The sequence below is a fragment of the Bacillus sp. PS237 genome, from assembly GCF_037963345.1.
Lineage (GTDB): Bacteria > Bacillota > Bacilli > Bacillales > Bacillaceae > Bacillus > Bacillus subtilis.
Window position 1 is genome coordinate 623,440 of sequence record NZ_CP150156.1, and the last position, 25,699, is coordinate 649,138.

Genomic DNA, 25,699 nt, shown 5'->3' on the forward strand with positions numbered 1-25,699 from the left:
ACATATCTGTGAGTAATTATAGAGATATTGATGGATAAAGGGCTGAGGTCACTGTTAATAAAGTGGATAAATTCAGAATATTTTGTGGATAGTGTGTATAAAGCGCTTACTTTGTTTATTTATTAGGGGATGTTCTGTGGATAAAAAGCACCTCTAAAAAGAGGTGCTTGACTTTTTTAATCTTCTTCTGTGGATAGTTCTTCCCATTCGGACAAAAGAGATTCCAGCTCCTGATTAAGCTTCTCATTGTCTGCATGGATAGCTTGTACTTTTTCATGATCCTGATAGACTTCAGGGTCACATAGCAATTCATCATTGCGGCTGATGTTCTCCTCAATGGTTTGAACGGTGGTTTCAATTTCTTCAATCCGACGGAGTCGTTGGCGCTCTTTCTTTTTCCATTCTTTTTCTTCCTCGTAGGAACGTTTGGAGTCAGACTTCACTGTAGCTGGCGTTTTATCAGTTTCCTCTTGCTGATTCATTTTCTCCAATTCAAGCTGCTCTGTTTTTTTCTCTGTATAATAATCGTAATCTCCCAGATACTCCTCTATATGGCTTGAAGAAAGCTCCAATACTCTTGTGGCGATTCTGTTAATAAAATATCTGTCATGTGAGACAAATAACAGTGTGCCTGGATAATCAATCAGCGCGTTTTCGAGAACTTCTTTGCTGTCTAAATCCAGATGGTTCGTCGGTTCATCAAGGATGAGAAAGTTGGCTTTTTGAAGCATCAGCTTAGCTAGAGCCAATCTTGCTTTTTCGCCTCCGCTCAGTGAATGAACTGGTTTCAGCACATCATCTCCGGAGAATAAGAAATTTCCGAGACACGTTCTGATTTCTTTTTCTGGGAGCCCGGGGTACTCGTCCCACAGCTCATCAAGGACACGTTTAGAGGAAGTCAACTCAGCCTGTTCCTGGTCATAATAGCCGACACTGACATTTGAGCCGTAAGAAATTGTTCCCTGATCTGGTTTTAGGGTGTCTATTAATGTTTTCAGCAATGTCGATTTACCTATTCCGTTAGGGCCGACAAGCGCAGCGCTTTCTCCTCTTGTGAGCATGAATGACACTTCTGTTAAAAGCGGCGGCTGGTTTTCATAGCTGATTGTGAGATCCTGAACACGAAGGACTTCATTTCCGCTCTGTTTTGTAATATCAAAATGAAAGTTTGCGGATTTTTCATCGCCAAGCGGTTTTGACATGACATCCATTCGCTCAAGCTGCTTTCTGCGGCTTTGCGCCCTTTTGGTGGTAGAGGCTCTCGCCAGATTTCGATCTACGAAGTCCTGCAGCTTTGCAATCTCGTCCTGCTGCTTTTCATACATTTTCAGATCTTTTTCATACTGCGCGGCTTTTTGGTCGAGATAAGCGCTGTAGTTGCCGTGATACTTTTTGCTTTCTGCTCTTGATACCTCGTATACCTGGTTTACTACTTTGTCCAAAAAGTAGCGGTCATGCGAAACGATGAGAATGGCGCCTGAATAGCCTTGTAAATAATGCTCAAGCCAGGTAAGCGTATCAATATCCAGATGGTTTGTCGGCTCATCAAGAATGAGCAAATCAGGCTGTGTTAATAGAAGCTTACCTAAAGCCAGTCTTGTTTTCTGGCCTCCGCTGAGGCTTTGAACCTGTGTAGAATCGTCAAAATGGCTGAAGCCGAGACCATGCAGCACAGATCTAACATCCGCTTCATATTGATAACCGCCTTTATCTTTGAATTCCTGCTGAAGACGGTCGTAGGTTTTCATGATGCTTTCTAATTCACCCGGGTCAGCTGCCGCCATTTTTTCTTCCATAGCCCGCATTTCCTTTTCCATTGCTTTTAAGTGGTCAAAAACAGTCAGCAGCTCTTCTTTTATGGTAAGCTTAGAATCCAAGCCAGTATGCTGGGCGAGATATCCCATTGTAATATCTTTCGGTTTAATAATTTCGCCCTTTTCATACGAAAGCTGGCCTGCGATAATTTTAAGGAGCGTGGATTTTCCGGCGCCATTTCTTCCTACAATGGCGATGCGATCACGATTTCTGACTTCCAGCTTTATATTGTTTAAAATAGTATCAGCACCAAATGATTTGGACAGCTGATTAACTTGTAAGATCATCATATTATTTCACCTCTGCTATAATAAGTTAAGTGTAGCTTATGAACCAGAAGTCAGCAAACAATACATTGGCCATATAAGACATAGAGAAGAAAATAGTGTATGATCTGTTTAAGGAGCGTTTTAATATGAATGGATTTTCTCATTTTAATGAACAGGGCAGAGCCCAGATGGTGGATATTAGCGAAAAATCTTCGACTGTCCGTACTGCGGCGGCTGTTTCAAGCGTACACATGAAGAATGAAGTGTACGAGAAAATACAAAGTCACGATATCGGCAAAGGAGATGTACTGGCTGTCGCACAGGTGGCAGGCATTATGGCCGCAAAGCAAACGTCGAATATCATTCCGATGTGCCATCCGCTTTCATTGAGCGGGGTAGATATATCGTTTGACTGGAAAATAAAAGAAGCAGAAGTTATACTTCATATAAAAGCACAGGTCAAAACGAAAGGGAGTACAGGTGTGGAAATGGAAGCGCTCACTTCTGCATCGGTGTGCGCTCTTACCGTTTACGATATGTGCAAGGCCCTTGATAAGGGAATGGTCATCGGCCCTACTTTCTTGCTGGAGAAGACAGGCGGGAAAAACGGTGACTTTAAAAGAGAACTATCCGAGTATAATTTGGAGGACCAAAAATGAATAAGGATCAATCAAAAATTCCGCAGGCGACGGCGAAACGGCTGCCGCTTTACTATCGCTTTTTAAAGAATCTGCATGCGTCAGGAAAACAGCGTGTATCATCCGCTGAACTCAGTGATGCCGTAAAGGTTGATTCTGCCACGATTCGGAGGGATTTTTCCTATTTTGGAGCTCTTGGCAAAAAAGGATACGGATATAATGTGGATTATTTGCTGTCTTTTTTCCGGAAAACGCTTGATCAGGATGAGATGACAGACGTCATCTTGATTGGTGTCGGGAACTTGGGAACGGCATTTCTTCACTATAATTTCACAAAAAACAATAACACAAAAATTTCTATGGCTTTTGATATAAATGAGAGTAAAATAGGAACTGAGGTAGGCGGCGTGCCCGTCTATAACCTTGATGACCTTGAACAACACGTAAAAGATGAATCAGTTGCCATTCTTACAGTGCCAGCAGTTGCCGCTCAATCCATTACAGACAGATTGGTCGCATTAGGAATCAAGGGAATCCTTAATTTTACGCCGGCCCGTTTGAATGTGCCGGAACACATTCGAATTCATCATATAGATTTAGCAGTTGAGCTTCAGTCACTGGTTTATTTTTTGAAGCATTATTCAGTTTTAGAGGAAATCGAATAGAGGGAAAGGAGGAGCCCAAATATGCCGATCGGTCCTGGAAGCCTTGCTGTTATCGCAATCGTTGCTCTGATTATCTTCGGTCCCAAAAAGCTGCCTGAATTGGGGAAAGCAGCGGGAGACACACTTCGTGAATTTAAAAACGCTACTAAAGGATTAACGAGTGATGAAGAGGAAAAAAAGAAAGAAGATCAGTAAGTTAGGATGACACGAATGAAAGTGAATCAAATGTCGCTGCTGGAGCATATTGCTGAGCTTCGAAAACGGTTGCTGATTGTAGCGCTGGCGTTTGTCGTTTTCTTTATTGCTGGATTTTTTTTAGCAAAGCCGATTATTGTGTATCTGCAAGAAACAGATGAAGCGAAGCAGCTTACGCTTAACGCGTTTAACCTGACAGACCCGCTTTATGTGTTTATGCAATTTGCGTTTATCATCGGCATAGTCTTGACCTCGCCGGTTATTCTTTATCAGCTTTGGGCTTTTGTGAGCCCGGGCCTCTATGAGAAAGAGCGCAAAGTAACGCTCAGCTACATTCCGGTCTCTATTTTGCTGTTTTTAGCGGGCTTATCTTTTTCATATTATATTTTATTTCCTTTTGTTGTTGATTTTATGAAGCGGATTTCTCAGGACTTGAATGTCAATCAGGTGATCGGAATTAATGAATATTTTCATTTTCTTCTGCAGCTGACGATTCCGTTTGGACTGCTGTTCCAAATGCCGGTCATCCTCATGTTTTTGACAAGGCTCGGAATTGTGACACCGATGTTCTTGGCGAAAATCAGAAAGTATGCGTATTTTACGCTGCTGGTGATCGCAGCCCTGATTACACCGCCTGAGCTTCTGTCCCATATGATGGTCACAGTCCCGCTTTTGATTTTATATGAAATCAGTATCCTTATATCGAAGGCCGCTTATCGGAAAGCACAGAAAAGCAGTGCTGCCGATCGGGACGTGTCTTCTGGGCAATAATAAAAAATCCATTTCTCATGCGAGAAATGGATTTTCTTTATTTTTGGTTCTTTTTGATTTTAAATGAAAAGGCGAACATCTTAAAAGAAATGCTGATGTTGTAAGCGGCGAACACCATCAGCAGGATGGAGTAAAATGACCACATGCTGCCTGGCGAGCTTGCGGCAAGATAAGTAAAGATGCACCCTACGGCAAAGTAGATCATTCCCCAAACTACCGGGTTTCTCATAAAAATAATCCTCCAATAATCAATTGCATTTGTGTGCTCTGCTGTTCAAGGTAATTACGAACAGGCTCAAGCTGCATGATGACGACGAATGTATTCATCATTAAATGGGCGAAAATCGGCACCCATATCCGTTTTGTTCTCGCATATAAAAAGGCAAAGGTAAAGCCCATTGCTGTATATAGAAGGAGATGCTTCAAATCAGCGTGAACAATACCGAAGATAACCGAGCTGATCAGTCCTGCGAAAAAGAAATTCGTTTTTTCGTACAGCGCGCCGAAAATGATTTTTCTGAAGATGATTTCTTCTAATATAGGCCCGACGATGGAAGAAACGATAATCATGAGCGGGACTGCCTGAATGACATCCAGAATCGCTTGTGTATTTTCTGATTCTCTTCCGATGCCAAAAACATAATATTCAATAGAGCCTGCTATTCCTTGAGAGAAAAGGGCAATGAAAAAACCGGCTATCGCCCAAAGGATAGAAAGTCCGATTGAGTCCTTCTGTCCGTTTCGCAGCGTTTCTTTCGGAACGGTTCTCAGAATGAGCAGAACAACAACGAGACAGGCGATAAAGCTGATAACGGACCATAATCCTTGTGCATGCAGCATATTTTCATCTGTAGGCTGTCCTCCGGCATAACCGAATTTAAATAACAAGGGAATCGCGATTAATGCGGAAAACTGCATGATGATATATGTCAAAATAATAAACCAATACTGTTTTCTCAAATGGTATGTACTCCTTTGTTAAGTGGGTTTCGTTCATCTACAGCTATTGTAACATAATCGGTACGGGGGTGAAAAAGCTAACGGAAAAGGGAGCGGAAAAGAATGATGTAAGCGTGAAAAATTTTTTATCTTATCACTTGAAATTGGAAGGGAGATTCTTTATTATAAGAATTGTGTTAGCACTCTTTAGTGCTGAGTGCTAAAATTACATATTCATACTATTGAGGAGGTTATTTCATTGTTAAAGCCATTAGGTGATCGCGTTGTCATTGAACTCGTAGAATCTGAAGAAAAAACTGCCAGCGGAATTGTGTTGCCGGATTCTGCAAAAGAAAAACCGCAAGAAGGCAAAATCGTGGCAGCTGGTTCAGGTCGCGTGTTAGAAAGCGGAGAGCGCGTTGCTTTAGAAGTAAAAGAGGGCGACCGCATTATCTTCTCAAAATACGCAGGTACTGAAGTGAAATACGAAGGTACTGAATACTTAATCTTACGTGAAAGCGACATTTTAGCTGTTATCGGCTAATTCTTAAATAAACAATACTTAAAACATTTGAGGAGGTCTTGTAAACATGGCAAAAGAAATTAAGTTTAGTGAAGAAGCTCGCCGCGCAATGCTTCGCGGTGTCGATGCACTTGCTGATGCTGTTAAAGTAACTTTAGGACCAAAAGGACGCAACGTGGTTCTAGAGAAAAAATTCGGTTCTCCGTTAATCACAAATGACGGTGTAACAATCGCTAAAGAAATCGAGCTAGAAGACGCGTTTGAAAACATGGGTGCTAAGCTTGTTGCTGAAGTAGCCAGCAAAACAAACGACGTTGCCGGTGACGGTACAACAACTGCAACAGTTCTTGCGCAAGCAATGATCCGTGAAGGCCTTAAAAACGTAACAGCAGGCGCTAACCCTGTAGGCGTGCGTAAAGGGATGGAACAAGCTGTAGCGGTTGCGATCGAAAACTTAAAAGAAATTTCTAAGCCAATCGAAGGCAAAGAGTCTATCGCTCAGGTTGCTGCGATCTCTGCTGCTGATGAGGAAGTCGGAAGCCTTATCGCTGAAGCAATGGAGCGCGTAGGAAACGACGGCGTTATCACAATCGAAGAGTCTAAAGGCTTCACAACTGAGCTTGAAGTTGTTGAAGGTATGCAATTCGACCGCGGATATGCGTCTCCTTACATGGTAACTGACTCTGATAAGATGGAAGCGGTTCTTGACAATCCTTACATCTTAATCACAGACAAAAAAATCACAAACATTCAAGAAATCCTTCCTGTGCTTGAGCAGGTTGTTCAGCAAGGCAAACCATTGCTTCTGATCGCTGAGGATGTTGAAGGCGAAGCACTTGCTACACTTGTTGTGAACAAACTTCGCGGCACATTCAACGCAGTGGCTGTTAAAGCTCCTGGTTTCGGTGATCGCCGTAAAGCAATGCTTGAAGACATCGCTGTCCTTACTGGCGGAGAAGTCATCACAGAAGATCTTGGCCTTGACCTGAAATCTACTCAAATCGCTCAATTGGGACGCGCTTCTAAAGTTGTCGTTACTAAAGAAAACACAACAATCGTTGAAGGCGCTGGCGAAACAGACAAAATTTCTGCCCGTGTGACTCAAATCCGCGCTCAAGTGGAAGAAACAACTTCTGAATTCGACAGAGAAAAATTACAAGAGCGTCTTGCTAAACTTGCTGGCGGCGTAGCTGTCATCAAAGTCGGCGCTGCGACTGAAACTGAGCTGAAAGAGCGTAAACTTCGCATCGAAGACGCCTTGAACTCAACTCGCGCAGCTGTTGAAGAAGGCATCGTATCCGGTGGTGGTACAGCGCTTGTAAACGTATATAACAAAGTCGCTGCAGTTGAAGCTGAAGGCGATGCTCAAACAGGTATCAACATCGTGCTTCGCGCGCTTGAAGAGCCAATCCGTCAAATCGCACACAACGCTGGCCTTGAAGGATCTGTCATCGTTGAGCGCCTCAAAAACGAAGAAATCGGCGTAGGCTTCAACGCTGCAACTGGCGAATGGGTAAACATGATCGAAAAAGGTATCGTTGACCCAACAAAAGTTACACGCTCAGCTCTTCAAAACGCTGCGTCTGTAGCTGCAATGTTCTTAACAACAGAAGCTGTTGTCGCTGACAAGCCAGAAGAAAACGGTGGCGGCGCAGGAATGCCTGATATGGGCGGCATGGGCGGTATGGGTGGAATGATGTAATAAAGGGATATTAACCCTTATACATCAATGTTTTAACCGTCTTAAAAAACTAGACAAAGCGTGAATAAAAAAAGAGAAGGTCTTTCATCAGTTTACTAAACTGTTGGGAGACCTTTTCTCCATATTAGCGGTCATATGAGCATAAATGTCCATCGTCGTATTTATGTCCGAATGACCAAATTGTTGCTGGATTTCTTTAATGCCTACTCCTGCCTCAATTAGTAAGGAGGTATGGGTATGCCTAAAAGAGTGGGGGGTGACATTCTTTTTATCCCAGCTTTTTTGAGCAGCCGTTTAAGTCTAGTCTCAATAACCTTTCTTAATTGCGGATGACCATCCTCCCGCTCAAAAATAAATGATGAGTCTTGATAAATCAATCTATTTTTAAGCTTAATTTCATTTTGATAAATTTTATTTTTTTTTAGTAGATTGACATCGTTTCATCAATTCGAACGATATCAACAGATCCTGTTGTTTTAGGTGTTAGCAATTGGTATTTTTCAATTTGATTGTTAGGGGTGTATAGGGTCTTTGTGACCTGGCTTATCATTGAAATCTGTCCATTTTAAAGCAAGAAGTTCACCAATTCTTAGGTCGGTCTAGGCAAGTACGGTAAAGACCAAATGGTCCATTTCTAGCCCGTCAGATTGAGCGAGCTTTAGAAAATGTGTCAGCACCTCTTTTTCCAATGCTTTGTTGCTTCTTGGGTAATTGAAAATCCCCAGTTGGGTTCATTTTAATAATCCCTTGAGTTTTAGCTTTTCGGAAAATCATACGGCCGCAGGCATGAATACCTCCCAAACAATTGTGACTGTATTGCTCGTTCAGTTCTAACGTGCGGTCTTCATACATTTTTTTGTGTTTTGCTAATCGGGTATTGACCCAATACTGCGATAAAATGCATCATTTTCTTTTCACTGGCCCGTACACTGCTTATTTTTACCCCACTCCGGTTGTAAATCTTAAGCCAACCTTTTGCAAATGTTTTGAAGGGCATATCTGACTCCTTAATAAAAGTCCCGTTGTCGTTTTGGAGTTCTACGTGACGGGCTGCTACTGGGGCTTCTTTCTTTGTTTTAAATCTTCCTTTGGATATTTCTAGACGTTTTTTGGTTAAAGGGTCAATGCCTAGTAGATATGATAACTCCACGTCTTACCGCATTGCTTGAGTTTTGCCATTTATTTGTCCCTAACTAATTTTTTTTCATCAAATTGGTCTTTAAGTGAGTTTAATAATTTTTGTTTCTCTCGACTGGTCAATAATTGCCCTTCATATTTCAAAAGATTGGATAAATTTGAGATGGAATCAATCCTGATGGATTCTAAAAGCTTTGTAAATTTCTAATTTTATCCTGGCCTACTGTGCAACAGACCTTCTTAATCGAGCCTAATTTTCCATCTATTTGATTGGGGAACAAATGGCTTTTTAACAAGAAAGAAGTCCAAGAATACATTGATTGGTGGTCAATTGAGGTTAAAAGGAAAAAGAGGGCCTGATATATCTTTCACTTTCGCCTAACTAGCAAAATTTAATAAAACGATAAGCGATGTGAGGTGAAAATTATGCTAAGTGATAATAATTTTGTTTCCGAAACACTGGAGAATGTACAGTATCTATTGCCAGGTGCAAAAGTAATCAAATTGAGGGGATACAGCAGGGCCCACAAAGTATACACCATTGCAAAATCCCCGGTAGAAAAGTGGAAGGTCGCCGCAGGTTTATCCGGATCAGAGATAGCAATTCTGATTAGAAAAGGTCATTGGATTGGTGCAAGCATTCCAGCTGGCGGAATTGTCATCGATATTGATGATTCAAAACAGGGAGAGCTAGTGAAAGGTTTACTAGATGCGCAAAACTTTCATTGTCATTGTATTAGGACCCTAATGGGTGGCAGTTTATTTTTAAGGATAACCAACATGGGGAAAAGAAAATTAAACAAATAACCAAATTTTTTACTCAAATAGGTATCATAGTCGATGCTGGGATCGCTGGGGCAGGCTATATTGTTTTCCCAACAAGTAACACTGAGGACGATATATAGTAACTAAGAGTCCTAATGAGTTAGATGAAATACCTAATTATCTGAGGCCTGTACGGAATTCTGTTAATGTAAAGGACAACAACACTGGTGAAAAATATGTATTCCCTGTACCAATCGACAGAGTTGGTAGCAGAAATGATACTTTAAATTTGCTACACATTTGAAAGCCTGGAAGGTGGAACCATACGAAATTAGCAAGGCCATGGAATTGATTTATAAATACCTTCTGCTGGATAAAAAAGATTTCTCTTTGGAGGAATTTTATAAACTCACCATATATGCTATCAAATGGAAACTGGAACAAGCTCAGTTTCCATTGTATTTAGAATCCACAAAAAAATCGCATCAAAATGTTATTCCCCAGCCGTTTAAGATAAAAGGAAATGTCTTATATAAAACGGTAATCAAGAATAGCGGGGACTTTGAAGAATAGCTCATCATGGCGTGTAGGAGTGATTCACCCTTTTAAGAAACTGTCTAATATCGAAAGAAACAGTGTTCATTATGAACTAGCCTCAAACGATAACGGACGCGAAAAAAAGGATATAGTTCCTGCTAGTGTTATATCACCAAGCGGGAGTTGCTTTTCATTGGCGGATAATGGGCTAGTTGAGAAGGAAGGGCAAAAAATGAAGCTGACAGAGAGACAACGACGCTTTTGTGATTTCTTTACAGAAACTAGAAATACAACAGAGGCTACGCGTCTAGCCGGAAACAAAGGGAAAAATCTCAACAGAGTAGCTTCTCAAAACTTGTCAAAACTAGACATTCAAACTATATAGAGCAAAGAAATAATCAACTAGAAGCGGAGCGCATAGCAAACATTATTGAGGTAAAAATGTTTTGGACAATTATTATACGCGATGGAATAGTTCGGTTAAAGAGCGACTAAAGGCGTCTGAGTATATTACTAAAACAAATGCGGCCTTCAAGGAATAGATTGAACATACTGGTGAAATTAAAACAGGGAATGAGGAAGAAGCTAAATTCGAATGAGAGTGATCTAAGGCTTCTAGAATTGTATATGGAGGTGTGGTAACGTGAGCAAGCTTATATAGAAGGATTAAGTGATCAAGTTTAGTGTAATACTAGGAATGATAAGGTGTTCATTAACGCACATTACAACTAAAAATACCGTAAATGCCCTCAAGAGGATGATATATCCAAAGCAAAAACCTTCATTCTTTCATGAATTTAAAGTATTATATAAGCTACTGAAAAAGTTTTGTATAAAAGGTATAATGATAAAGAACATTCGTTCTTGTATGGGGTACTTTCTCTGAGAATGAAAATAATGTCTTAGGGTGATATAATGACAAATTTTATTTTAAATGAAAATAAACAGTTATCATTGGCAATTGAAGATGAGAACATAGAAAATTTTTATATAGATGGTACAGATTTAGTCCGAAAGATAATCCGTAGATCAGGTTCAGGAGTTACATCACGGGTTCCGGTCCTTAGCACCCAAGATTTAGAAAACAAGAACCTTCATGAATTATACGATGAATCTTGGCTCCGTATGAAAAACAGACCCAATACTGAGCTCACTACTGAGAGTATAAATATTGCGGATTTATTTAGTGGATGTGGAGGTCTATCCTTAGGGGTTTGGGAGGCATGCCGTGCCCTGGGGATAAATCCAAGATTTTCGTTTGCTTGTGATCTTAACGAAGCTGCCTTATCTGTGTACGAAAAAAACTTTTCTCCCGATTTTAGCTTGAATGAATCCATCGAAAAACATATTAATGGCGAGTTAGGTGCTCCATTAACTGTTGAAGAGCAAAGAATAAAAGATAAGGTGAAAAAAATAGATTTCATTCTAGCAGGTCCTCCTTGCCAAGGGCATTCTGATCTTAATAACCATACTAGACGAAAAGACCCTAGAAACGCTTTACTAATGAGAGTAAGTAGAGTTATAGAGTTGTTCCAACCTTCTTCAGTATTAGTGGAGAATGTACCAGGAATTATTCATGATAAATCTGGTTCTTTTAAAGAATTTAAGAATCATTTAAAGACACAAGGTTATTACTTCGATGAAATCGTACTAAATGCTGAAAAACTAGGTGTTTCACAAGCACGTCGTAGATATTTTATTTTTGCTTCAAAAACTCCTGTATCTTCCTTAAATCAAATAAATGAATTTTATTCAACCAATAGTAGGCCAATTAGTTGGGCAATATCAGATTTAGTAGAAAATGTAGGTGATGATATATTCAACACTGCTTCCGAGCATTCATTGGAAAACAAAAGGAGAATAGAATATCTTTTTGAAAATAACTTGTTTGAATTACCTAATTCAGAAAGACCGGATTGTCATCGGCTAAAACCACATTCATACAAATCTGTGTATGGCAGAATGTATTGGGATAGACCTGCTCCCACTATAACCAGAGGGTTTGGATCAACAGGTCAAGGGAGATTTGTTCATTCTTTGTTAAAGAGAACGATAACTCCCCATGAAGCAGCTAGGATTCAGTTCTTCCCGGACTTTTTTAACTTTGGTGACCTTCGGAGGAGACAGTATCAAGACGTTATCGGTAATGCTGTGCCTTCCAAACTATCCTATTTATTAGCATTACATCAATTAAGATAAAAAGATTTGAGGTTGATATCTTTGAAAGTTGTTAGTTTATTCTCCGGCATAGGCGGAATAGAGCTTGGCCTTCATCAGTCAGGACATACAACAGAAATATTTTGTGAGGTTGATCCTTTGGCAAAAGCTGTTTTATCAAAAAACTTCCCTGGCGTTAAGATAGAAGATGATATTAATGAAATTAGAGAGTTACCAAGCTGTGATTTAGTTGCGGCAGGGTTTCCATGCCAAGATTTAAGTCAAGCTGGAGGTAAAGAAGGGATTGACGGATCACGCTCCGGTTTAGTTAAGAAACTATTTGAACTTATAGAAAAGAAAGAACATGCAAATCGCCCTCCATGGATACTAATTGAAAATGTCCCATATATGTTAAGGTTAAACCGTGGTAAAGCTATGTCATATTTAACATCTGTCCTTTCTGAATTAGGTTATACTTGGGCATATCGAACTGTTGATGCTCGTTGTTTTGGTTTACCGCAACGAAGACATAGAGTTATTTTGTTAGCCTCTTTATTTGAAGATCCAAAAGATGTGATTTTTTCACAGGATCATTCAGAACCAGATTTAGATGGAAAGCCTTCTGTTGTGGATCATTCCAACTATTATGGTTTTTATTGGACGGAAGGGTTAAGAGGTGTCGGCTGGGCACGTGAAGCAGTTCCACCTATAAAATGCGGATCGTCTGTAGGTATAGCCTCTCCACCTGCAGTTTGGTCTCCTTACGAGGATATAGTAGGGACCATTAATATAAGGGATGCTGAGCGCCTACAAGGATTCCCGGAAGATTGGACAAATATCACTACTGAAACAGGTAAGGATATAAAAGAAGGTGCCAGATGGAGATTGGTGGGAAATGCTGTTTCGGTAAGGGTTTCTAAATGGATTGGTGAAAACTTAAGTCAGCCAAAAGGGTCGATATCAGATTTTGAAGGTGAATTAGTGACCAAGACTTGGCCAAGTGCAGCATGGGGGTACGGAGATAAAAAGTATAAAGTTCCCGTATCAAAATGGGTTGCAAACACAGAACAAATAGCTATTTCAGAGTTTTTAAATCATCCATTAAAACCTTTATCTGCTAGGGCATTAAACGGTTTTTTAGGTAGAGCAGCCAGGTGTACAAATGTAAATTATTCGGATGAATTTATTAACTCGTTAGAACGTTGTAAGGATAGGCAACTTCAAAAGGTTTAACTTTTCACATTAAAGAGAGCATACTAAAAAGTATCGGAGCTGGATAAAACCAGCTCCGTTTTTTATCTTTAATTTTTTTTGCATTATTCCATCTTTTATTCGACCAGTTCCATAAACTCCTTTTCAATTCTTTGGGGGTTTCGGGTCTCGGCAAGACTTTCATCTACCCTGAAGTAGAATTTGATTTTTGGTTCTGTTCCTGAAAGTCGCAGGCACATCCAGGGATCCGACTTCAAGAAAACATTTAAGAACATTTGACTGTGGAAGGCCCATGAGTTCCTCAGGGCCTTCCACAGTCTCTCGATTCCGGTCAAGTAATCCTCAACAGTGGTAACCTTGACGGAACCAAAGCTGGCCAAATTCAGAACGGAAGGCAGCGAGGGTCTGCTGAATCAGTTCTGCCCCTTCTTTTCCCTTTAGTGTTAATGAGCGCAGGCCTTCCTGAAAGTAGCCATATTCTTCAATACTAAGGAGAGCTTCGTATAGTGAAATCCTTTTTTCTTATAGTAAGCACATACCTCAACTGCAAGGACATCCGTCTGAACAGCATCCTTGTCTCGGACAAAGTCGCCAATCAGATAGCCATAGCTCTCTTCGTACCCAAAGAGGAAATTATGTTCTCCTGTCTTGTAGTAGCCATTAATCTTTCTGGCAATGAACTTAAATCCCGTTAATACACCGATTGTTTCGACTCTGAAAGAGGTTGCAACTTCCCTCCCAAGCTCCGAGGTAACAATCGTTTTAAGAACGATCCCATTAGATGGAAGTGTTCCTTTCTTTTTTATTTGGGTTAAGATATAGTGGAGCAGAAGTGGCTCGGTTTGATTTCCGGTTAAAACCGTATACTCACCATTTTCATTTTTAACAGCAATTCCAAGCCTGTCTGCATCGGGATCTGTTGCAATTAAATATCGGCGTCAATTTGCTGCCTTCCCTGATGGCCAGCTCAAACGCGGCATGTTCTTCAGCATTTGGACTGGTGATAGTGGAAAACAGAGGGCAGGCTGCTCCTGTTCTTTTCCCACCGCTACATGCTTGTAGTTCATTGCCGCCAAGGCCATTGCAGTAGATTTGCTGTACCATGAAGCGGCGTAAATACAACCTTGATGTCTGTTTCATCTTAAATATTTGAGTTTTCTGAAATAGTTCAAGGTATGCCTTGTCCACCTCTGCGCTATATTTTGATCAGGCCCTTTGCTAGGAGGAAGCTGGCCGCCATCTGGCCCATAAACTTTATATCCATTGTATTCAGGCGGGTTATGGCTCGCAGTCACAACAATACCGGCAAAACCATGAAGGTGACGTACTGCAAACTTAACACGGTTGTAGGCCTTAATGACTCGAAAACGTATGCGCTGGATGCCAGTGTCCTGGCGGCTTCCATTATAAAAGCCGCCAACCCAGCAGAAACTTTCCTTAACGTATAGATGTCATCCGGTTTGTTCCAGCTCCAATTTCCCCGCGCATGCCTCCTGTTCCATATCCCAAATTCCTTATAAAAAGCATCTTCCAGGTCTTTCTCATTCCTTCCTGATTTACCCAACCCCGATTTTAGCTCGGTGCAAGTTGACTAAACTGTAGCCATTTTTCTGTTTTGTTTTTCCAGCCTATGATTGACCTACAATAAAATAACATTATTGTTCATTATAATATAGTCTAGAGGTTTTCGAACGACGACTTTCTGACATAAATCGAGTGCTCTTGTCTGATTATGTCTAGTTATAGTTGGTTTTTTTTATTTTGTCTCTAAATTTGATGAGATCATGGTGGCGAGGAATTTCTTTTTCGACAGCCCCAATCAGTACCAATTCGATATTTGAATTGGTCTCTCAAACAATTCCATCCTCTTTATTTATTATGATACAATTATATTAATTAGAAAATACATACATATTAGCTTGTGTGATTTTATGGGGGTAAAATCAATGACTTTTATAAAAAGATTAGAGGACGCTTATGAAACTCTATTAGGGAATTACCCTGCCGGAGTATCTAGTACCAGTACTAGTAAGTATAACGAAATACGAAAGATTGTTTCAGAAGCCTTCTTGATCGGTGAAAATGAAGTGTATGTAACGGGAACATCAAGAAGGATTAGCAATTTGGACACTCGGTTTGCTCAAGGAAATCAACGGAATAAACATACCCGGATGGCAGTTGCTTTTATTTCTATACCTTCTGTGGACGATTCGGAATTAGATGAACTAATTATAAGAACGAGAAATAGTGCAATTACAACCTCATCTAAATTCTGTAACGGGGAAGAAAGGGGCACGATTTTTGACGGAATATTACTTTTTTTAGTATTTGAGGGTGAAACCAAAGTGTATCCGCTAGCATTCTTAGTTTTCGAGAACGATTTTGAATTAAAGGAAAAGGCTGAGGAATTGATTCCAGGAATTGAACTCAAAGAATACCCGCGAGCTAATCAATCCCCAGCCCAGGAAAATAACAAAAGCGCTAAAAATGAAGATGAGGAAAGTGCAAAGAGCTATGTAGTCTTCCTTGATATTGAGGAAGATGGTTCTATTGTGGAATTTGTAGAAGATAAAGACAAAACCTATAGAATTGGTGATATGATTTGGACGGCTTCACATACTAATGGTTCATCAGCTATCACACGCAGACTGGAAGTAATTGAAGTCGTTGAAAATCTTGTGGTGTGTAAGATAAAACATAAATATAATGAACCTGTTGATAAGAATTCACTGCTTAAGTTTGTAAATATTGAACAAGATTTGATTTCATTTCTAGACTTACATCCAAATGTCCAAAATGGAAGTGAGGGATTTGTATCTGGGGACATTGTTGATGAGAACGCTACTACATCATCGGATGACTTACCGGAAGACTTTGAAAATAACTAAGCGATAAACTTTAAATAGGGGAAATGAACTGATGGAAATATCCAAACAAACTTCAGATTTATTATTGAGCCTAGAAAAGAAAAAAGGCACTTTACCAAAATTCAGCGTTTTACGCAGTATTCCTAGGAATAGGATTATTTATGGTGCACCAGGAACAGGGAAGAGTAATTATCTAGAAAGGGAAGTGGGAAAGATCTTTGGTGATAATCCATATGTATTCACCCGAGTTACTTTTTTCCCTGGTTATACATATGGACAATTTATAGGTGCTTATAAACCGGTTCCTATATATAAAAAATTAAGCGGTGAGGAAGAGATATTTAGTTCAAACTTTAGGGATAAGATGGAAAACTTTGAGCCAATGATTGATTATCAATTTGTTCCTGGCCCATTTATCGATGTATTAATTAAAGCTCTGAAAAATAGATACACTAATTTTATATTAATTATCGAAGAAATTAATCGTGCCAATGCAGCAAGTGTTTTTGGTGATATTTTTCAATTATTAGACAGAAATAAAAACGGTGAAAGTGATTATCCTGTTACATTCGGGCCGGACATTATGAATTATTTAGCGAGAAACGGAATTAAAGATGAAATGATTAAGCTACCATCCAATTTCTTTATTTGGGCAACTATGAATAATGCGGATCAGGGTGTTTTACCGCTCGATACCGCTTTTAAGAGAAGGTGGTCATTTGAATATTTAGAGTTGGAAAAGTATAGAAAGGCAGTGGACTCTTGGAAGCTGAGCCTCAGATATAAAGGTCATAATAAAGTAATTATGTGGAATGATTTCCGAGACATTATTAATAAGCGTCTTAAAGGAAAAGTACCAGAGGATAAGCTGCTTGGACCTTTTTTCCTGAAAGAAAGTGAACTGTGGAATCAGAATGTATTTAAAAATAAACTGCTTTATTATTTGAAGGAAGATGTTTTCAAGCATAATCCAACGATTGATTTTTTAAATGCTAGTACTTTCTCTGAGCTAATTGAAAAATATGATGGCTCGGATAACATTTTTACTTTTGACATAGATGATTCGTCTTTTGTGAGTGATTAACTATGGATAAGTCAAGTAAGTTCTTCTTTGAAGATCAAAAATACAATAAAGAAAGGATTGTACGTGTACTCGGTGGTAATTTAGCTTTACTCAAAAGTAAAGGTATATTATATGAAGATTCTAGTGGGGATTTAATATTTAACTATGTAGGTGTTATATCTAATGGGCGCAATGTAATATTCATTTTGCCTAAATACTGTAACAGGCACTTAGATGAACATTCAAAGCGGACTTTGTTTAATAAGTTGCTGAAGATTTTTAAAAAATATTCAGGTTTAAATAAAAGCCGGGAATCTGATTATTTCGTATCGGAGCTAGATAGTGATGAAGTCTCCGACTTTATGATAGCAGATTATTTGCTTAATGATTTCTCATTGAATGGGTATTATCAAAAAAAATTTACTGAATATGAAATTGATGGAGAAGGAATTATAGATTGGAGTAAGACAGTTAATGAAATTACCCCAGTATTCTCAAAGGGAGTTCCATATTATTTCAGTACTTATAATGAAGTGGTACAAAAAGACGAGTATCACTTGATAGTTAAAATTCATAAATGGGCTTTAAGTAAATATTTTAATGATTTCGGAGTCATTTTAGGTTTTACGGGACTAGAATTTGATAAATCCTGTGATGGTATGAAAATTTTGGACTACGCTGATTTTTTTGGCTCAGTAATAAATAAAGAAATCGTGAACACATATGTTGATCGTGACGTTAAATTGTTAAAGGCATTGAAAACCGCAATTGATAGGGAAGAGAATCAGTTTTCTAAACGACCCACTCTTTCTCTGTATGGAACAAAATACTTTCACAGAGTATGGGAGGAAGTATGTAAGACCGTATTTTCCCATGTTAATGAATACGTAAAAAAGATATCAAGGCCAAATTGGATTAACTTTACGGATATAGAGGTTAATAAAGAGAAAAAAACACTAGAACCCGATATTATTAAGGCTTTCGAATACCGTTCAAAAGAATACTTTTTAATATTAGATGCTAAATATTATAATATAAATTTTGACGGAAAAAAGCTGGAGGGGAATCCTGGGGTTGAAGATATAACTAAGCAGCTGTTATATGATAAGGCACTTGAAAAACTGTCCAGAGGTAAAACAAAACATAATGCTTTTCTGTTTCCTTCCTCTAATTCAACCAATACCTTTAAAGTATTTGGTTCTGTTGATTTTGATTTTCTTGATATAGCCGCTGTAACTCTTGTTTATATTTCTGCTGAACAAGTTTATAACTTATATCTTGAAAATAAAACATTTTCCACTGATGACTTATTTAAATTTGTAAGTGAAATTAATAAGTCAAAAAAACGACATAGCGTTATAACTTCAACATTGTATGGTAATATGTTTTTGTTTACAAAAAGATTAAGTGATAAAAATTAGTTCTAGAAGGTTAAAAGCCGATAACATAATACTTGTCCTCGGTTTTGTCCTCCTATAGTTTTAAAAATATTTATCAGCATTAAATGTTAAGTCTAAAAAACAGTATTTTGAGCTGGTTTTTTTAATACTATTTTCAACTGTTATTAGTCGGAATGAATGGGTTGCATGATGTAAAACCGACAAAAAACTCTTGATAAACAGGGGTTTGTCGGCAACGGACTTTTATTTTTGATGCCCTTTTGGCCATTTGCAAATTTTCAAGGCTTCTCATGAGTTCACCGAACTTGTGAGAAGCTTCTTTTTTGATGTATAAATAAACATGTGTAGTGTGTACAAGCTTACATGGCATTTCATTTATGGACCGCTTCTCTCTCTATTGCAGACAGGATACCCTATTGGTATACTCTCATACGACACAAAAAAGACCCAGTTATCTAAATAAGTAGTGCCACCCACTCTTAGACTGTTTCCCCTAGAAAAGCACTGTCAAAGAGGAATCCTGTTAAATCTTGTGCTTCTTTGCTTTTTTAGCTAAAAGACGATGTTTTCCTTGCAATAAGGAACTCGTCTTTTATGTTAAATATAAAGAGCGACAGAATAATGACATCTGATCCCCAAAAATTCACTGTCGATGGAGTTAGATTCTTCCAACAGTACCTTAATAAAATCCGTCCCGACGCTATGGAGATAGACAACCTAATTATCAACTCTGATATTATCAAGGAGGACTTAATAGTGCATGTCTCAAAAATGATAGATCGTTTGGCTTTATATGATTTACACAGAAAAAGAAGCATAGATAAACATTTTTCTGCTGCTTTTACAGTCGATATCAATGATAGAGAGGAATTTTACAGTGCAAATATAGCTGATGTTTCAATTGATTTGAATGAATCTAGTGGTGTTTAATTGAATCTCATATTCTTCAGAAGAACCATTCAATACTTCTTGAACAATATTTAAAGTATTCATCAGCTTCCTCTACTGAAACAATATCTTCAATGAAATCGGAAAAGTATTCTAGTTCTGTTCTTGTTGGAAGAACTATTCTTAAGTATCCTAAAGGGTCTCTTTTAAATGAATATACCATGATAAATCAGTCTTTCCTTTCTGTTTATTCTTAGTTAATATTGATCGTACAATTGAGTCGACAAGACAGGCTATTGTAGATTTACGGGCGTTCATTCACTGGATAAAAGCAAATAAAAAAGGGCCTGTTATCATAGTCGGAGTAAGCCTTGGGGGATGGGTTACTAATCTAATTGCTACCCTGGAATCGAAAATTGATGTAGTGGTATCTATCTTTTATGCCAATCGCCTTTCTTATTCGATATGGAACACGATCCCAGGTAAATACATAAGAGAAGAATTAGAACAAAATGGTGTGACCTATAATGAGTTAATAAAATATTGGGATATCACAGATCCTAGTCAAGCCTTGCCGAAAGTTAATAAAGATAACGTACTGCTGATTTCTGCTAAACATGATCAATATATTGACTTGAAAGATGCAGATTATTTATGGGAAAGTTGGGGGAGACCTACAAGATATGTCTACAATTGTGGTCATTCCGGTATTGTTCTTTGTCGCAAAAAGCTGGCAAATGATACGCTTTCCTTTATACGAGAAAAACTGGTTTGATACATTTGTAGACTTTAATAAGAAACGAAAGGCCAACTGCGACTTCAGTTGGCCTTTCCTATTTATAATAAAGAAATTGAGTGAGATTGCTGACAGAACTACGTACTACTCGTTTTCTTTAGTTGCCCTTGCTAATCGTTCAACCTCTCCCCGAATCCCAATCGCAGGCTCCCACGAATCAATCAAACGAATCGCCTTCTGATTAGATTCCACCGCTTTCGTTTTCTCTCCTTTACGATACAACAGCTGCGCCATTCCGTAGTGATAGTAGATCAGTTCAACTTGATTGGCGTTATGTTTGTCATAGAGCATTTGCTCAAAGGCTTCTTCCGCTTTTTCAAACTGATCACATTTCACGTAAGCGACACCCAGATTGAAATAGGCTTCTATCGTTTTTTCGCCGCCGTATGTGGAGCTGATTTCATTTGCCGCTTCGTATAATTGAATGGCTTCTACATGATAACCTCTCGCAAAGCTTAAGTCACCGCGAACCAATAGAACTCTGTGTTGAATGGTAGGGGAAATCGGTTGATTTTCGATTTCGTTTAAAATTGTCTCTGCTTTTTCCTGTTGCCCGTCTTTTAAAAACAGCCTTGCTTTGAGTGCATGTCCCCAAACCTTTAGATCATAGGCATCGTGAGCGTCTGATTGTTCAAGAATCTTCAGCCCGGCTTCTATTTGCTGAAGCGCTCCGTCTAAATCATTGACTTCCATCAATGCCCAGCCTGAGGTGTCGATTCGGAAGTACGCTTCTCGTGTGTGTTGGCCTAAGTGATGGGCGGCGTCGGCCGCTTTGCGTCCGTATTCGATTCGCAGGGGCAGGTTGATTCTGCTTAGAAAATGGCTAATGCGGGTGATGAGTTCGATTAGGATTTCTTTTTGTTCAGTTTCACTTGCCCATTGGATGACCTTTAAGATGTTTGGCCATTCTTGTTTCATTTGATCTAAGTTCCGTCCCAGCAGGTAGCTCCAATAGATAGAGTTGGGCTGTTCCCGCTTTAAATGGGTTTCGGCATAATCAATATAATAGTGCGCCCAGCGATTGCGGGCTTCTTTTTCATATTCGTGCTGTTCGGACAAGTGCTGTTCTCCGTAAGCGACAACGGTTTGGTGCGCTAAGTATTGTGTCCTGCCTTGGCTTCGTTCCGGCTGAATCAGCGCATATGACCGCATTTGTTCCATAGCGTAATGAAAACGGCGGGCGTCTAATCCGGCTGCTGCCGCCAGGCTTTTTTCATCAGGCGGCTTGCTGAAAAAGCAAAGCGTCTGCCAGAGCTTTCGCGTATCTTCATTGCATCTATCCCAGGTGCGGCCAAAGAGGAATTCAAACAATTCCAGCAGTGAGTAGCCTGCTTTTCCAAGCTCATGAATCAGCTGCTGAGCGGGGATGTCATCGTCTGACATATAGGCAATGCTGAGTGCCATGGCTTTCGGGTTTCCGGCAGTCGCTGAAATGAATTCGTTTTTCAGGTCAGATGATAGATGTAACAGCTGCTCCAGCTTTTCCCGTTTACGTGGGAGGTTGCATGTTTGTAAGCAGTGATGCACTTCTTGTTGAAAAAATTCGTGGGCATCTGTTTGGTCAAGACCGCTTAGCTGAATGGCTGTCATTTCTCCGAAGCTTTCCCGATAAGTTTGCTTTACGTTTTCCCGCGCTGTAAGGAGAACTTTTACGCCTTGCGGAAGGCTGGTGATAAATTCATGAATGTCACGTTCTGCAGTATCAATGCTGTCAACGATCAGCAGGATCGGTTTTTCTCTAGTGTAATTGGCTAACGCATTGCGGACGACAAACCGTTTTACATTGATTGATTTATCGATTTGTTCTTTGCGTCCGAGCTGATAGGCGATCGTATTTAAAAAATCGCTAAAGCTTAATCCTTTCCAATCAGCGCTGACCCAGATGATGCTGTTGAATGCCGGCCAAACTGAAGTATCGTCGACACAGGAATAGGCGGCTTCAAGAGCAATTGTGGTTTTTCCCATGCCGGCCCAGCCGGTGATTAAACAGACTGGTGATGGAGAAAGCATCCATTGCCGTATCGCTTCCATATCAAAGCTGCGTCCGATAAAGCGTCCGGACCAGCGTGAGGGTAAATTATGCGTGATGGGCTGTTCTGTAAGCGCATTCGTTTCTTGGCCGGGTCTGTCATGAAACAGCCGTTTTACTACATTTTCAATTTCGCCTTCACTCGGAGCCCCGAATAATCCGTCTTTTCGCAGTATTTTCGCTTTTTTCAAACAGGATGCTGCCCATACAGGCAATGCGGGTTTGATGACTGGGATAGTGGTGGCTTCCAGCAAGTCGGTCAACCACTCGATATCCAAGTCGGTCTTTTCGAGAATGATCCAGATCATTCCGAACAGTTTTCCGTCGTCGATTCTTCCGGGAATGTAGTTTGCCCCCATCTGTCCGATCCAGCTTTTGATCGTGTTTGGGGAGACTCCCAGCTGGAGTGCGATTTTATCTATGTAAGACTGTCCTGTTTTTTCATTCTTTTTCCTTCTGACTTTATAATCAGGATGAAGTTTTAGCGTTTTGACGCCAGGTGCCAGCATTTGTGCAAATTGTTTTCGGTTTTCAAGTTCAGCCATAAGCCTGCACCTCCTATTAGTACTATTTTATCAATCCAGCGTTTTTTGTATATGAAAAAATAAAAGTACAGTGCCGCTGTCCTTTTATACAGCAGGAAAGGCTGTTGAACGTGTTAAAAAGCAGATAAAATGGGGGCAGTAACAGAGAAAACAAAAATGTATGCACTTACATTTTATTTTCTAAAGAAAGGAACTTGCCAAATGACTCACACAGTACCTCAAAACATGAAAGCGGCTGTTATGCACAACACAAGAGAGATCAAAATTGAAACATTGCCTGTGCCTGATATCAATCATGATGAAGTGTTGATTAAGGTGATGGCTGTCGGAATTTGCGGATCTGATCTGCATTACTATACAAATGGCCGAATAGGCAACTATGTTGTGGAAAAACCATTTATCCTTGGGCATGAATGTGCGGGTGAAATTGCCGCTGTCGGATCATCTGTCGATCAATTCAAGGTGGGAGACCGCGTCGCTGTAGAGCCGGGTGTTACGTGCGGACGCTGTGAGGCGTGCAAAGAAGGACGCTATAATCTTTGCCCGGATGTACAGTTTTTGGCTACACCGCCGGTAGACGGTGCGTTTGTCCAATATATTAAAATGCGTCAGGACTTTGTTTTTTTAATCCCAGACTCACTTTCTTATGAAGAAGCTGCTTTGATCGAGCCGTTTTCTGTCGGTATCCATGCGGCGGCCAGAACGAAGCTACAGCCCGGATCAACGATTGCGATTATGGGGATGGGCCCTGTTGGGTTAATGGCTGTTGCCGCAGCTAAAGCATTTGGGGCAGGCACAATCATTGTCACCGACTTAGAGCCGCTGCGGTTAGAAGCTGCGAAAAAAATGGGAGCGACTCACATTATTAATATACGTGAACAGGATGCACTTGAAGAGATTAAAACGATCACGAATGATAGAGGCGTTGATGTTGCTTGGGAAACAGCAGGGAATCCAGCGGCATTGCAATCCGCACTGGCTTCTGTGCGCCGGGGCGGAAAATTGGCGATTGTCGGTTTGCCTTCACAGAACGAGATTCCGCTCAACGTGCCGTTTATTGCGGATAATGAGATTGATATTTACGGGATCTTCCGTTATGCCAATACGTATCCAAAGGGAATCGAATTTCTTGCTTCAGGCATTGTGGACACGAAGCATCTAGTAACGGACCAATATTCGCTGGAGCAGACGCAAGATGCGATGGAGCGGGCGCTTCAATTTAAGAATGAATGTTTAAAAGTGATGGTGTATCCAAATCGCTGAGTGAACAGGGAGGATCTTCGTATTCTCCCTCTTGTTTACTGGAAATGAAAACGGATTCTTGGGGTGGGAAATGATGATTGGAACAGAAAAAGTAACGGCATTGAAGGCGAAGCATCAGTCAAAATCCAGCACCGGCCTGTCCTGGTTTGAACGAATCGGTTATGGATTCGGCGATATGTCGTATAATATTATCTTTCAGTTTGTAAACGCATACTTATTATTTTATTATACAGACGTCGGCGGCATTCAGCCTGCGGTAATCGCAACTTTGTTTCTTGTTGTGCGTGTGCTGGATGCTATTTTTGACCCGATCATGGGATTGATTTTAGATAAAACGAATACAAGGTGGGGAAAAGCAAGGCCATATTTGCTGTGGGTGGCATTTCCTTTTGCGCTATTCACATTCTTATGTTTCACGACGCCTCATTTCGGTGAGACCGGAAATATGGTATATGCGTATGTCACTTATATTCTGCTTGGGATGTCCTTTAGTATGCAAACGATCCCGGTGAACAGCTTAACGGGGCGGATGACGAATTCGGTGGAGGAACGAACGGTTCTGACCACAACCCGGATGATTTTGGTGTATATCGGCATTCTTTTATCCATTTCCTGTGCGACACCGCTTGCAACTGCTATCGGAGGAGAGGATCAGGCGTTTGGATTTCAGATGACGGCGCTCATCTATGCGGCTGTCAGCATCGTTTTGAATCTATTTAGTTTCTTTACTGTACGGGAGCGGATTCAGCCTAAAAAGAGAAAAAAACAAGGGATCAAAAAGACGTTATCCGTTTTATTCAAAAACAAACCCTTGCTCATGTTAATTTCATCATTTTTGGCTTTTGCGATCGGGTTTAATATTAAGCTCAGCACGATGGTGTATTATTTTACGTATAACGTAAACCATAAAGAGTTCGTGTTTATGGGCACCGTTTTATTTTTCGGGGCAGCGCTGATCAGCAATTTGTTTATTCCTTTCTTTTCTGAGAAGTGGGGCAGAAAACAAGTCATGATTATCACGGCAGCTCTATCGCTTATTTCTTATGCCGGCCTGCATTTTACGCCGTATTCTTCAATTCCACTCATTTTCATTTGGCTTTTCGCTTCGGGATTTTTCACAACGCCTTTAAATACGCTTGCTTGGGGAATGGTTGCGGATTGCGTCGATTATGCGGAATGGAAAACCGGAATTCGCGCGGATGGTGTTGTGATTTCGAGCATGAGCTTTATTAATAAGCTGGGTGTTGCGTTAGCCGGGTCATTTTCGGCCATTTATTTAGGAATCGCCGGGTATGTGGCGAATACAGACCAGACAGTTGCGTCGTTGAATGCGATTAAAAATATGAATGCTTTGATTCCGGGATTTTTCATTTTGCTTTCTATTATTCTTATCGCCTTCTATCCTTTAACGGAAAAAAGATATAAACACATCATCTCTGAGCTGGAGCAAAGGTCTGCGAGATAAATAGATGTAAAATTTTTAATATTCAATGTTGTATTTATGGCAAAAAGTAATATACTGA

Annotated in this window: 23 protein-coding genes and 2 pseudogenes; 18 read left to right on the forward strand and 7 right to left on the reverse strand. The window is 40.0% G+C overall.

The genetic code is table 11. The features are described from left to right. Positions 1-176: 176 nt before the first annotated feature. Positions 177-2,105 carry an ABC-F family ATP-binding cassette domain-containing protein gene (locus NST22_RS03280; RefSeq protein WP_003244150.1) on the reverse strand — a complete coding sequence of 643 codons (1,929 nt, stop codon included), beginning with the start codon at positions 2,103-2,105 and terminating at the stop codon, positions 177-179. 125 nt (positions 2,106-2,230) lie between these two features. Between NST22_RS03280 and moaC the strand changes: the two genes are divergently transcribed. From moaC to tatC, 4 genes are read left to right on the forward strand one after another with little or no spacing between them, the layout of a single operon-like run. Beyond that, positions 2,231-2,743 carry a cyclic pyranopterin monophosphate synthase MoaC gene (moaC, locus tag NST22_RS03285; protein ID WP_003243499.1) on the forward strand — a complete coding sequence of 171 codons (513 nt, stop codon included), beginning with the start codon at positions 2,231-2,233 and terminating at the stop codon, positions 2,741-2,743. Continuing rightward, on the forward strand, positions 2,740-3,387 hold the full coding sequence (locus NST22_RS03290) for a redox-sensing transcriptional repressor Rex (RefSeq protein WP_003234073.1): 648 nt from the start codon (positions 2,740-2,742) through the stop codon (positions 3,385-3,387). The genes moaC and NST22_RS03290 overlap by 4 nt, the downstream gene beginning before the upstream one ends. Positions 3,388-3,408: 21 nt before the next feature. Continuing rightward, positions 3,409-3,582: a sec-independent protein translocase protein TatAY gene (gene tatAY, locus NST22_RS03295; protein ID WP_003234072.1), complete on the forward strand. Its 174-nt coding sequence runs from the start codon at positions 3,409-3,411 to the stop codon at positions 3,580-3,582. A gap of 6 nt (positions 3,583-3,588) precedes the next feature. Continuing rightward, entirely contained in the window at positions 3,589-4,353 is a 765-nt protein-coding gene (gene tatC, locus NST22_RS03300) for a twin-arginine translocase subunit TatC (RefSeq protein WP_010886426.1), read from the forward strand. Positions 4,354-4,390: 37 nt separating this feature from the next. On the opposite strand, the gene NST22_RS03305 is transcribed toward tatC, so the two are convergent. Both NST22_RS03305 and NST22_RS03310 read right to left on the reverse strand, forming a co-directional pair. Continuing rightward, positions 4,391-4,582 (reverse strand): YdiK family protein, encoded by a 192-nt coding sequence (locus NST22_RS03305; RefSeq protein WP_003225680.1) that lies wholly within the window; start codon positions 4,580-4,582, stop codon positions 4,391-4,393. Continuing rightward, positions 4,579-5,313, reverse strand: a complete 735-nt coding sequence (locus tag NST22_RS03310; RefSeq protein WP_003234069.1) for a type II CAAX endopeptidase family protein — start codon at positions 5,311-5,313, stop codon at positions 4,579-4,581. Before NST22_RS03310 ends, NST22_RS03305 begins: the two co-directional genes overlap by 4 nt. A gap of 238 nt (positions 5,314-5,551) precedes the next feature. Between NST22_RS03310 and groES the strand changes: the two genes are divergently transcribed. Further along, positions 5,552-5,836, forward strand: a complete 285-nt coding sequence (gene groES / locus NST22_RS03315) for a co-chaperone GroES (RefSeq protein ID WP_003155970.1) — start codon at positions 5,552-5,554, stop codon at positions 5,834-5,836. A gap of 46 nt (positions 5,837-5,882) precedes the next feature. Further along, positions 5,883-7,517, forward strand: a complete 1,635-nt coding sequence (gene groL, locus NST22_RS03320) for a chaperonin GroEL (protein ID WP_003243151.1) — start codon at positions 5,883-5,885, stop codon at positions 7,515-7,517. A gap of 87 nt (positions 7,518-7,604) precedes the next feature. On the opposite strand, the gene NST22_RS03325 is transcribed toward groL, so the two are convergent. Together NST22_RS03325 and NST22_RS03330 are read right to left on the reverse strand one after the other, a co-directional pair. Next, entirely contained in the window at positions 7,605-7,736 is a 132-nt protein-coding gene (locus NST22_RS03325) for an integrase (protein ID WP_223257635.1), read from the reverse strand. A gap of 625 nt (positions 7,737-8,361) precedes the next feature. Next, positions 8,362-8,667, reverse strand: coding sequence for an Arm DNA-binding domain-containing protein (locus NST22_RS03330; RefSeq protein WP_009966699.1), 306 nt, complete (start codon positions 8,665-8,667; stop codon positions 8,362-8,364). Between the two features lie 413 nt (positions 8,668-9,080). On the opposite strand from NST22_RS03330, the gene NST22_RS03335 reads away from it, so the two are divergent. From NST22_RS03335 to NST22_RS03355, 5 genes are all read left to right on the forward strand, one after another. Further along, positions 9,081-9,461: a hypothetical protein gene (locus NST22_RS03335; protein WP_003243716.1), complete on the forward strand. Its 381-nt coding sequence runs from the start codon at positions 9,081-9,083 to the stop codon at positions 9,459-9,461. A gap of 258 nt (positions 9,462-9,719) precedes the next feature. Beyond that, complete coding sequence (locus NST22_RS03340; protein ID WP_010886427.1) at positions 9,720-9,992, forward strand: hypothetical protein; 273 nt, start codon at positions 9,720-9,722, stop codon at positions 9,990-9,992. 196 nt (positions 9,993-10,188) lie between these two features. Then, positions 10,189-10,341, forward strand: coding sequence for a terminase small subunit (locus NST22_RS03345; protein WP_223257636.1), 153 nt, complete (start codon positions 10,189-10,191; stop codon positions 10,339-10,341). A gap of 530 nt (positions 10,342-10,871) precedes the next feature. Beyond that, the gene (locus tag NST22_RS03350; RefSeq protein ID WP_003234063.1) at positions 10,872-12,155 is read left to right on the forward strand and encodes a DNA cytosine methyltransferase; all 1,284 of its coding nucleotides are present in this window, start codon (positions 10,872-10,874) and stop codon (positions 12,153-12,155) included. 21 nt (positions 12,156-12,176) lie between these two features. Beyond that, positions 12,177-13,346 carry a DNA cytosine methyltransferase gene (locus NST22_RS03355; RefSeq protein ID WP_003242904.1) on the forward strand — a complete coding sequence of 390 codons (1,170 nt, stop codon included), beginning with the start codon at positions 12,177-12,179 and terminating at the stop codon, positions 13,344-13,346. Positions 13,347-13,441: 95 nt separating this feature from the next. Here NST22_RS03355 and NST22_RS03360 read toward each other — a convergent pair. Next, positions 13,442-14,846: pseudogene (locus tag NST22_RS03360) on the reverse strand (phospho-sugar mutase); the annotation flags it as partial. 425 nt (positions 14,847-15,271) lie between these two features. Between NST22_RS03360 and ydiR the strand changes: the two are divergent. From ydiR to NST22_RS03385, 5 genes and pseudogenes are all read left to right on the forward strand, one after another. Further along, entirely contained in the window at positions 15,272-16,213 is a 942-nt protein-coding gene (gene ydiR / locus NST22_RS03365) for a type II restriction-modification system endonuclease YdiR (RefSeq protein ID WP_003244216.1), read from the forward strand. Positions 16,214-16,244: 31 nt separating this feature from the next. After that, the gene (bsuRB, locus tag NST22_RS03370) at positions 16,245-17,276 is read left to right on the forward strand and encodes a type-2 restriction-modification system deoxyribonuclease BsuRB (protein ID WP_003234052.1); all 1,032 of its coding nucleotides are present in this window, start codon (positions 16,245-16,247) and stop codon (positions 17,274-17,276) included. A 2-nt stretch (positions 17,277-17,278) separates the two neighbouring features. After that, entirely contained in the window at positions 17,279-18,676 is a 1,398-nt protein-coding gene (locus NST22_RS03375; RefSeq protein WP_003234050.1) for an LlaJI family restriction endonuclease, read from the forward strand. A 573-nt stretch (positions 18,677-19,249) separates the two neighbouring features. Further along, complete coding sequence (locus NST22_RS03380) at positions 19,250-19,585, forward strand: hypothetical protein (RefSeq protein ID WP_010886428.1); 336 nt, start codon at positions 19,250-19,252, stop codon at positions 19,583-19,585. Positions 19,586-19,802: 217 nt separating this feature from the next. Continuing rightward, positions 19,803-20,318: pseudogene (locus tag NST22_RS03385) on the forward strand (abhydrolase domain-containing 18); the annotation flags it as partial. A 105-nt stretch (positions 20,319-20,423) separates the two neighbouring features. Here the strand turns inward: NST22_RS03385 and gutR are convergent. Further along, positions 20,424-22,913: a glucitol operon transcriptional regulator GutR gene (gene gutR / locus NST22_RS03390; RefSeq protein WP_003234045.1), complete on the reverse strand. Its 2,490-nt coding sequence runs from the start codon at positions 22,911-22,913 to the stop codon at positions 20,424-20,426. Between the two features lie 201 nt (positions 22,914-23,114). Between gutR and gutB the strand changes: the two genes are divergently transcribed. Beyond that, positions 23,115-24,176, forward strand: a complete 1,062-nt coding sequence (gutB, locus tag NST22_RS03395; protein WP_003244156.1) for a sorbitol dehydrogenase — start codon at positions 23,115-23,117, stop codon at positions 24,174-24,176. A gap of 73 nt (positions 24,177-24,249) precedes the next feature. Then, positions 24,250-25,641: an MFS transporter gene (locus NST22_RS03400; RefSeq protein ID WP_003242688.1), complete on the forward strand. Its 1,392-nt coding sequence runs from the start codon at positions 24,250-24,252 to the stop codon at positions 25,639-25,641. The last annotated feature ends 58 nt before the right edge of the window (positions 25,642-25,699 follow it).

Coding starts and splice junctions, on each gene's coding strand:
- NST22_RS03280 (WP_003244150.1), bottom strand. CDS start 2,105: ATGATGATCTTACAAGTTAATCAGCTGTCCAAATCATTTGGTGCTGAT.
- moaC (WP_003243499.1), top strand. CDS start 2,231: ATGAATGGATTTTCTCATTTTAATGAACAGGGCAGAGCCCAGATGGTG.
- NST22_RS03290 (WP_003234073.1), top strand. CDS start 2,740: ATGAATAAGGATCAATCAAAAATTCCGCAGGCGACGGCGAAACGGCTG.
- tatAY (WP_003234072.1), top strand. CDS start 3,409: ATGCCGATCGGTCCTGGAAGCCTTGCTGTTATCGCAATCGTTGCTCTG.
- tatC (WP_010886426.1), top strand. CDS start 3,589: ATGACACGAATGAAAGTGAATCAAATGTCGCTGCTGGAGCATATTGCT.
- NST22_RS03305 (WP_003225680.1), bottom strand. CDS start 4,582: ATGAGAAACCCGGTAGTTTGGGGAATGATCTACTTTGCCGTAGGGTGC.
- groL (WP_003243151.1), top strand. CDS start 5,883: ATGGCAAAAGAAATTAAGTTTAGTGAAGAAGCTCGCCGCGCAATGCTT.
- NST22_RS03335 (WP_003243716.1), top strand. CDS start 9,081: ATGCTAAGTGATAATAATTTTGTTTCCGAAACACTGGAGAATGTACAG.
- NST22_RS03345 (WP_223257636.1), top strand. CDS start 10,189: ATGAAGCTGACAGAGAGACAACGACGCTTTTGTGATTTCTTTACAGAA.
- NST22_RS03350 (WP_003234063.1), top strand. CDS start 10,872: ATGACAAATTTTATTTTAAATGAAAATAAACAGTTATCATTGGCAATT.
- ydiR (WP_003244216.1), top strand. CDS start 15,272: ATGACTTTTATAAAAAGATTAGAGGACGCTTATGAAACTCTATTAGGG.
- bsuRB (WP_003234052.1), top strand. CDS start 16,245: ATGGAAATATCCAAACAAACTTCAGATTTATTATTGAGCCTAGAAAAG.
- NST22_RS03375 (WP_003234050.1), top strand. CDS start 17,279: ATGGATAAGTCAAGTAAGTTCTTCTTTGAAGATCAAAAATACAATAAA.
- NST22_RS03380 (WP_010886428.1), top strand. CDS start 19,250: ATGTTAAATATAAAGAGCGACAGAATAATGACATCTGATCCCCAAAAA.
- gutR (WP_003234045.1), bottom strand. CDS start 22,913: ATGGCTGAACTTGAAAACCGAAAACAATTTGCACAAATGCTGGCACCT.
- gutB (WP_003244156.1), top strand. CDS start 23,115: ATGACTCACACAGTACCTCAAAACATGAAAGCGGCTGTTATGCACAAC.
- NST22_RS03400 (WP_003242688.1), top strand. CDS start 24,250: ATGATTGGAACAGAAAAAGTAACGGCATTGAAGGCGAAGCATCAGTCA.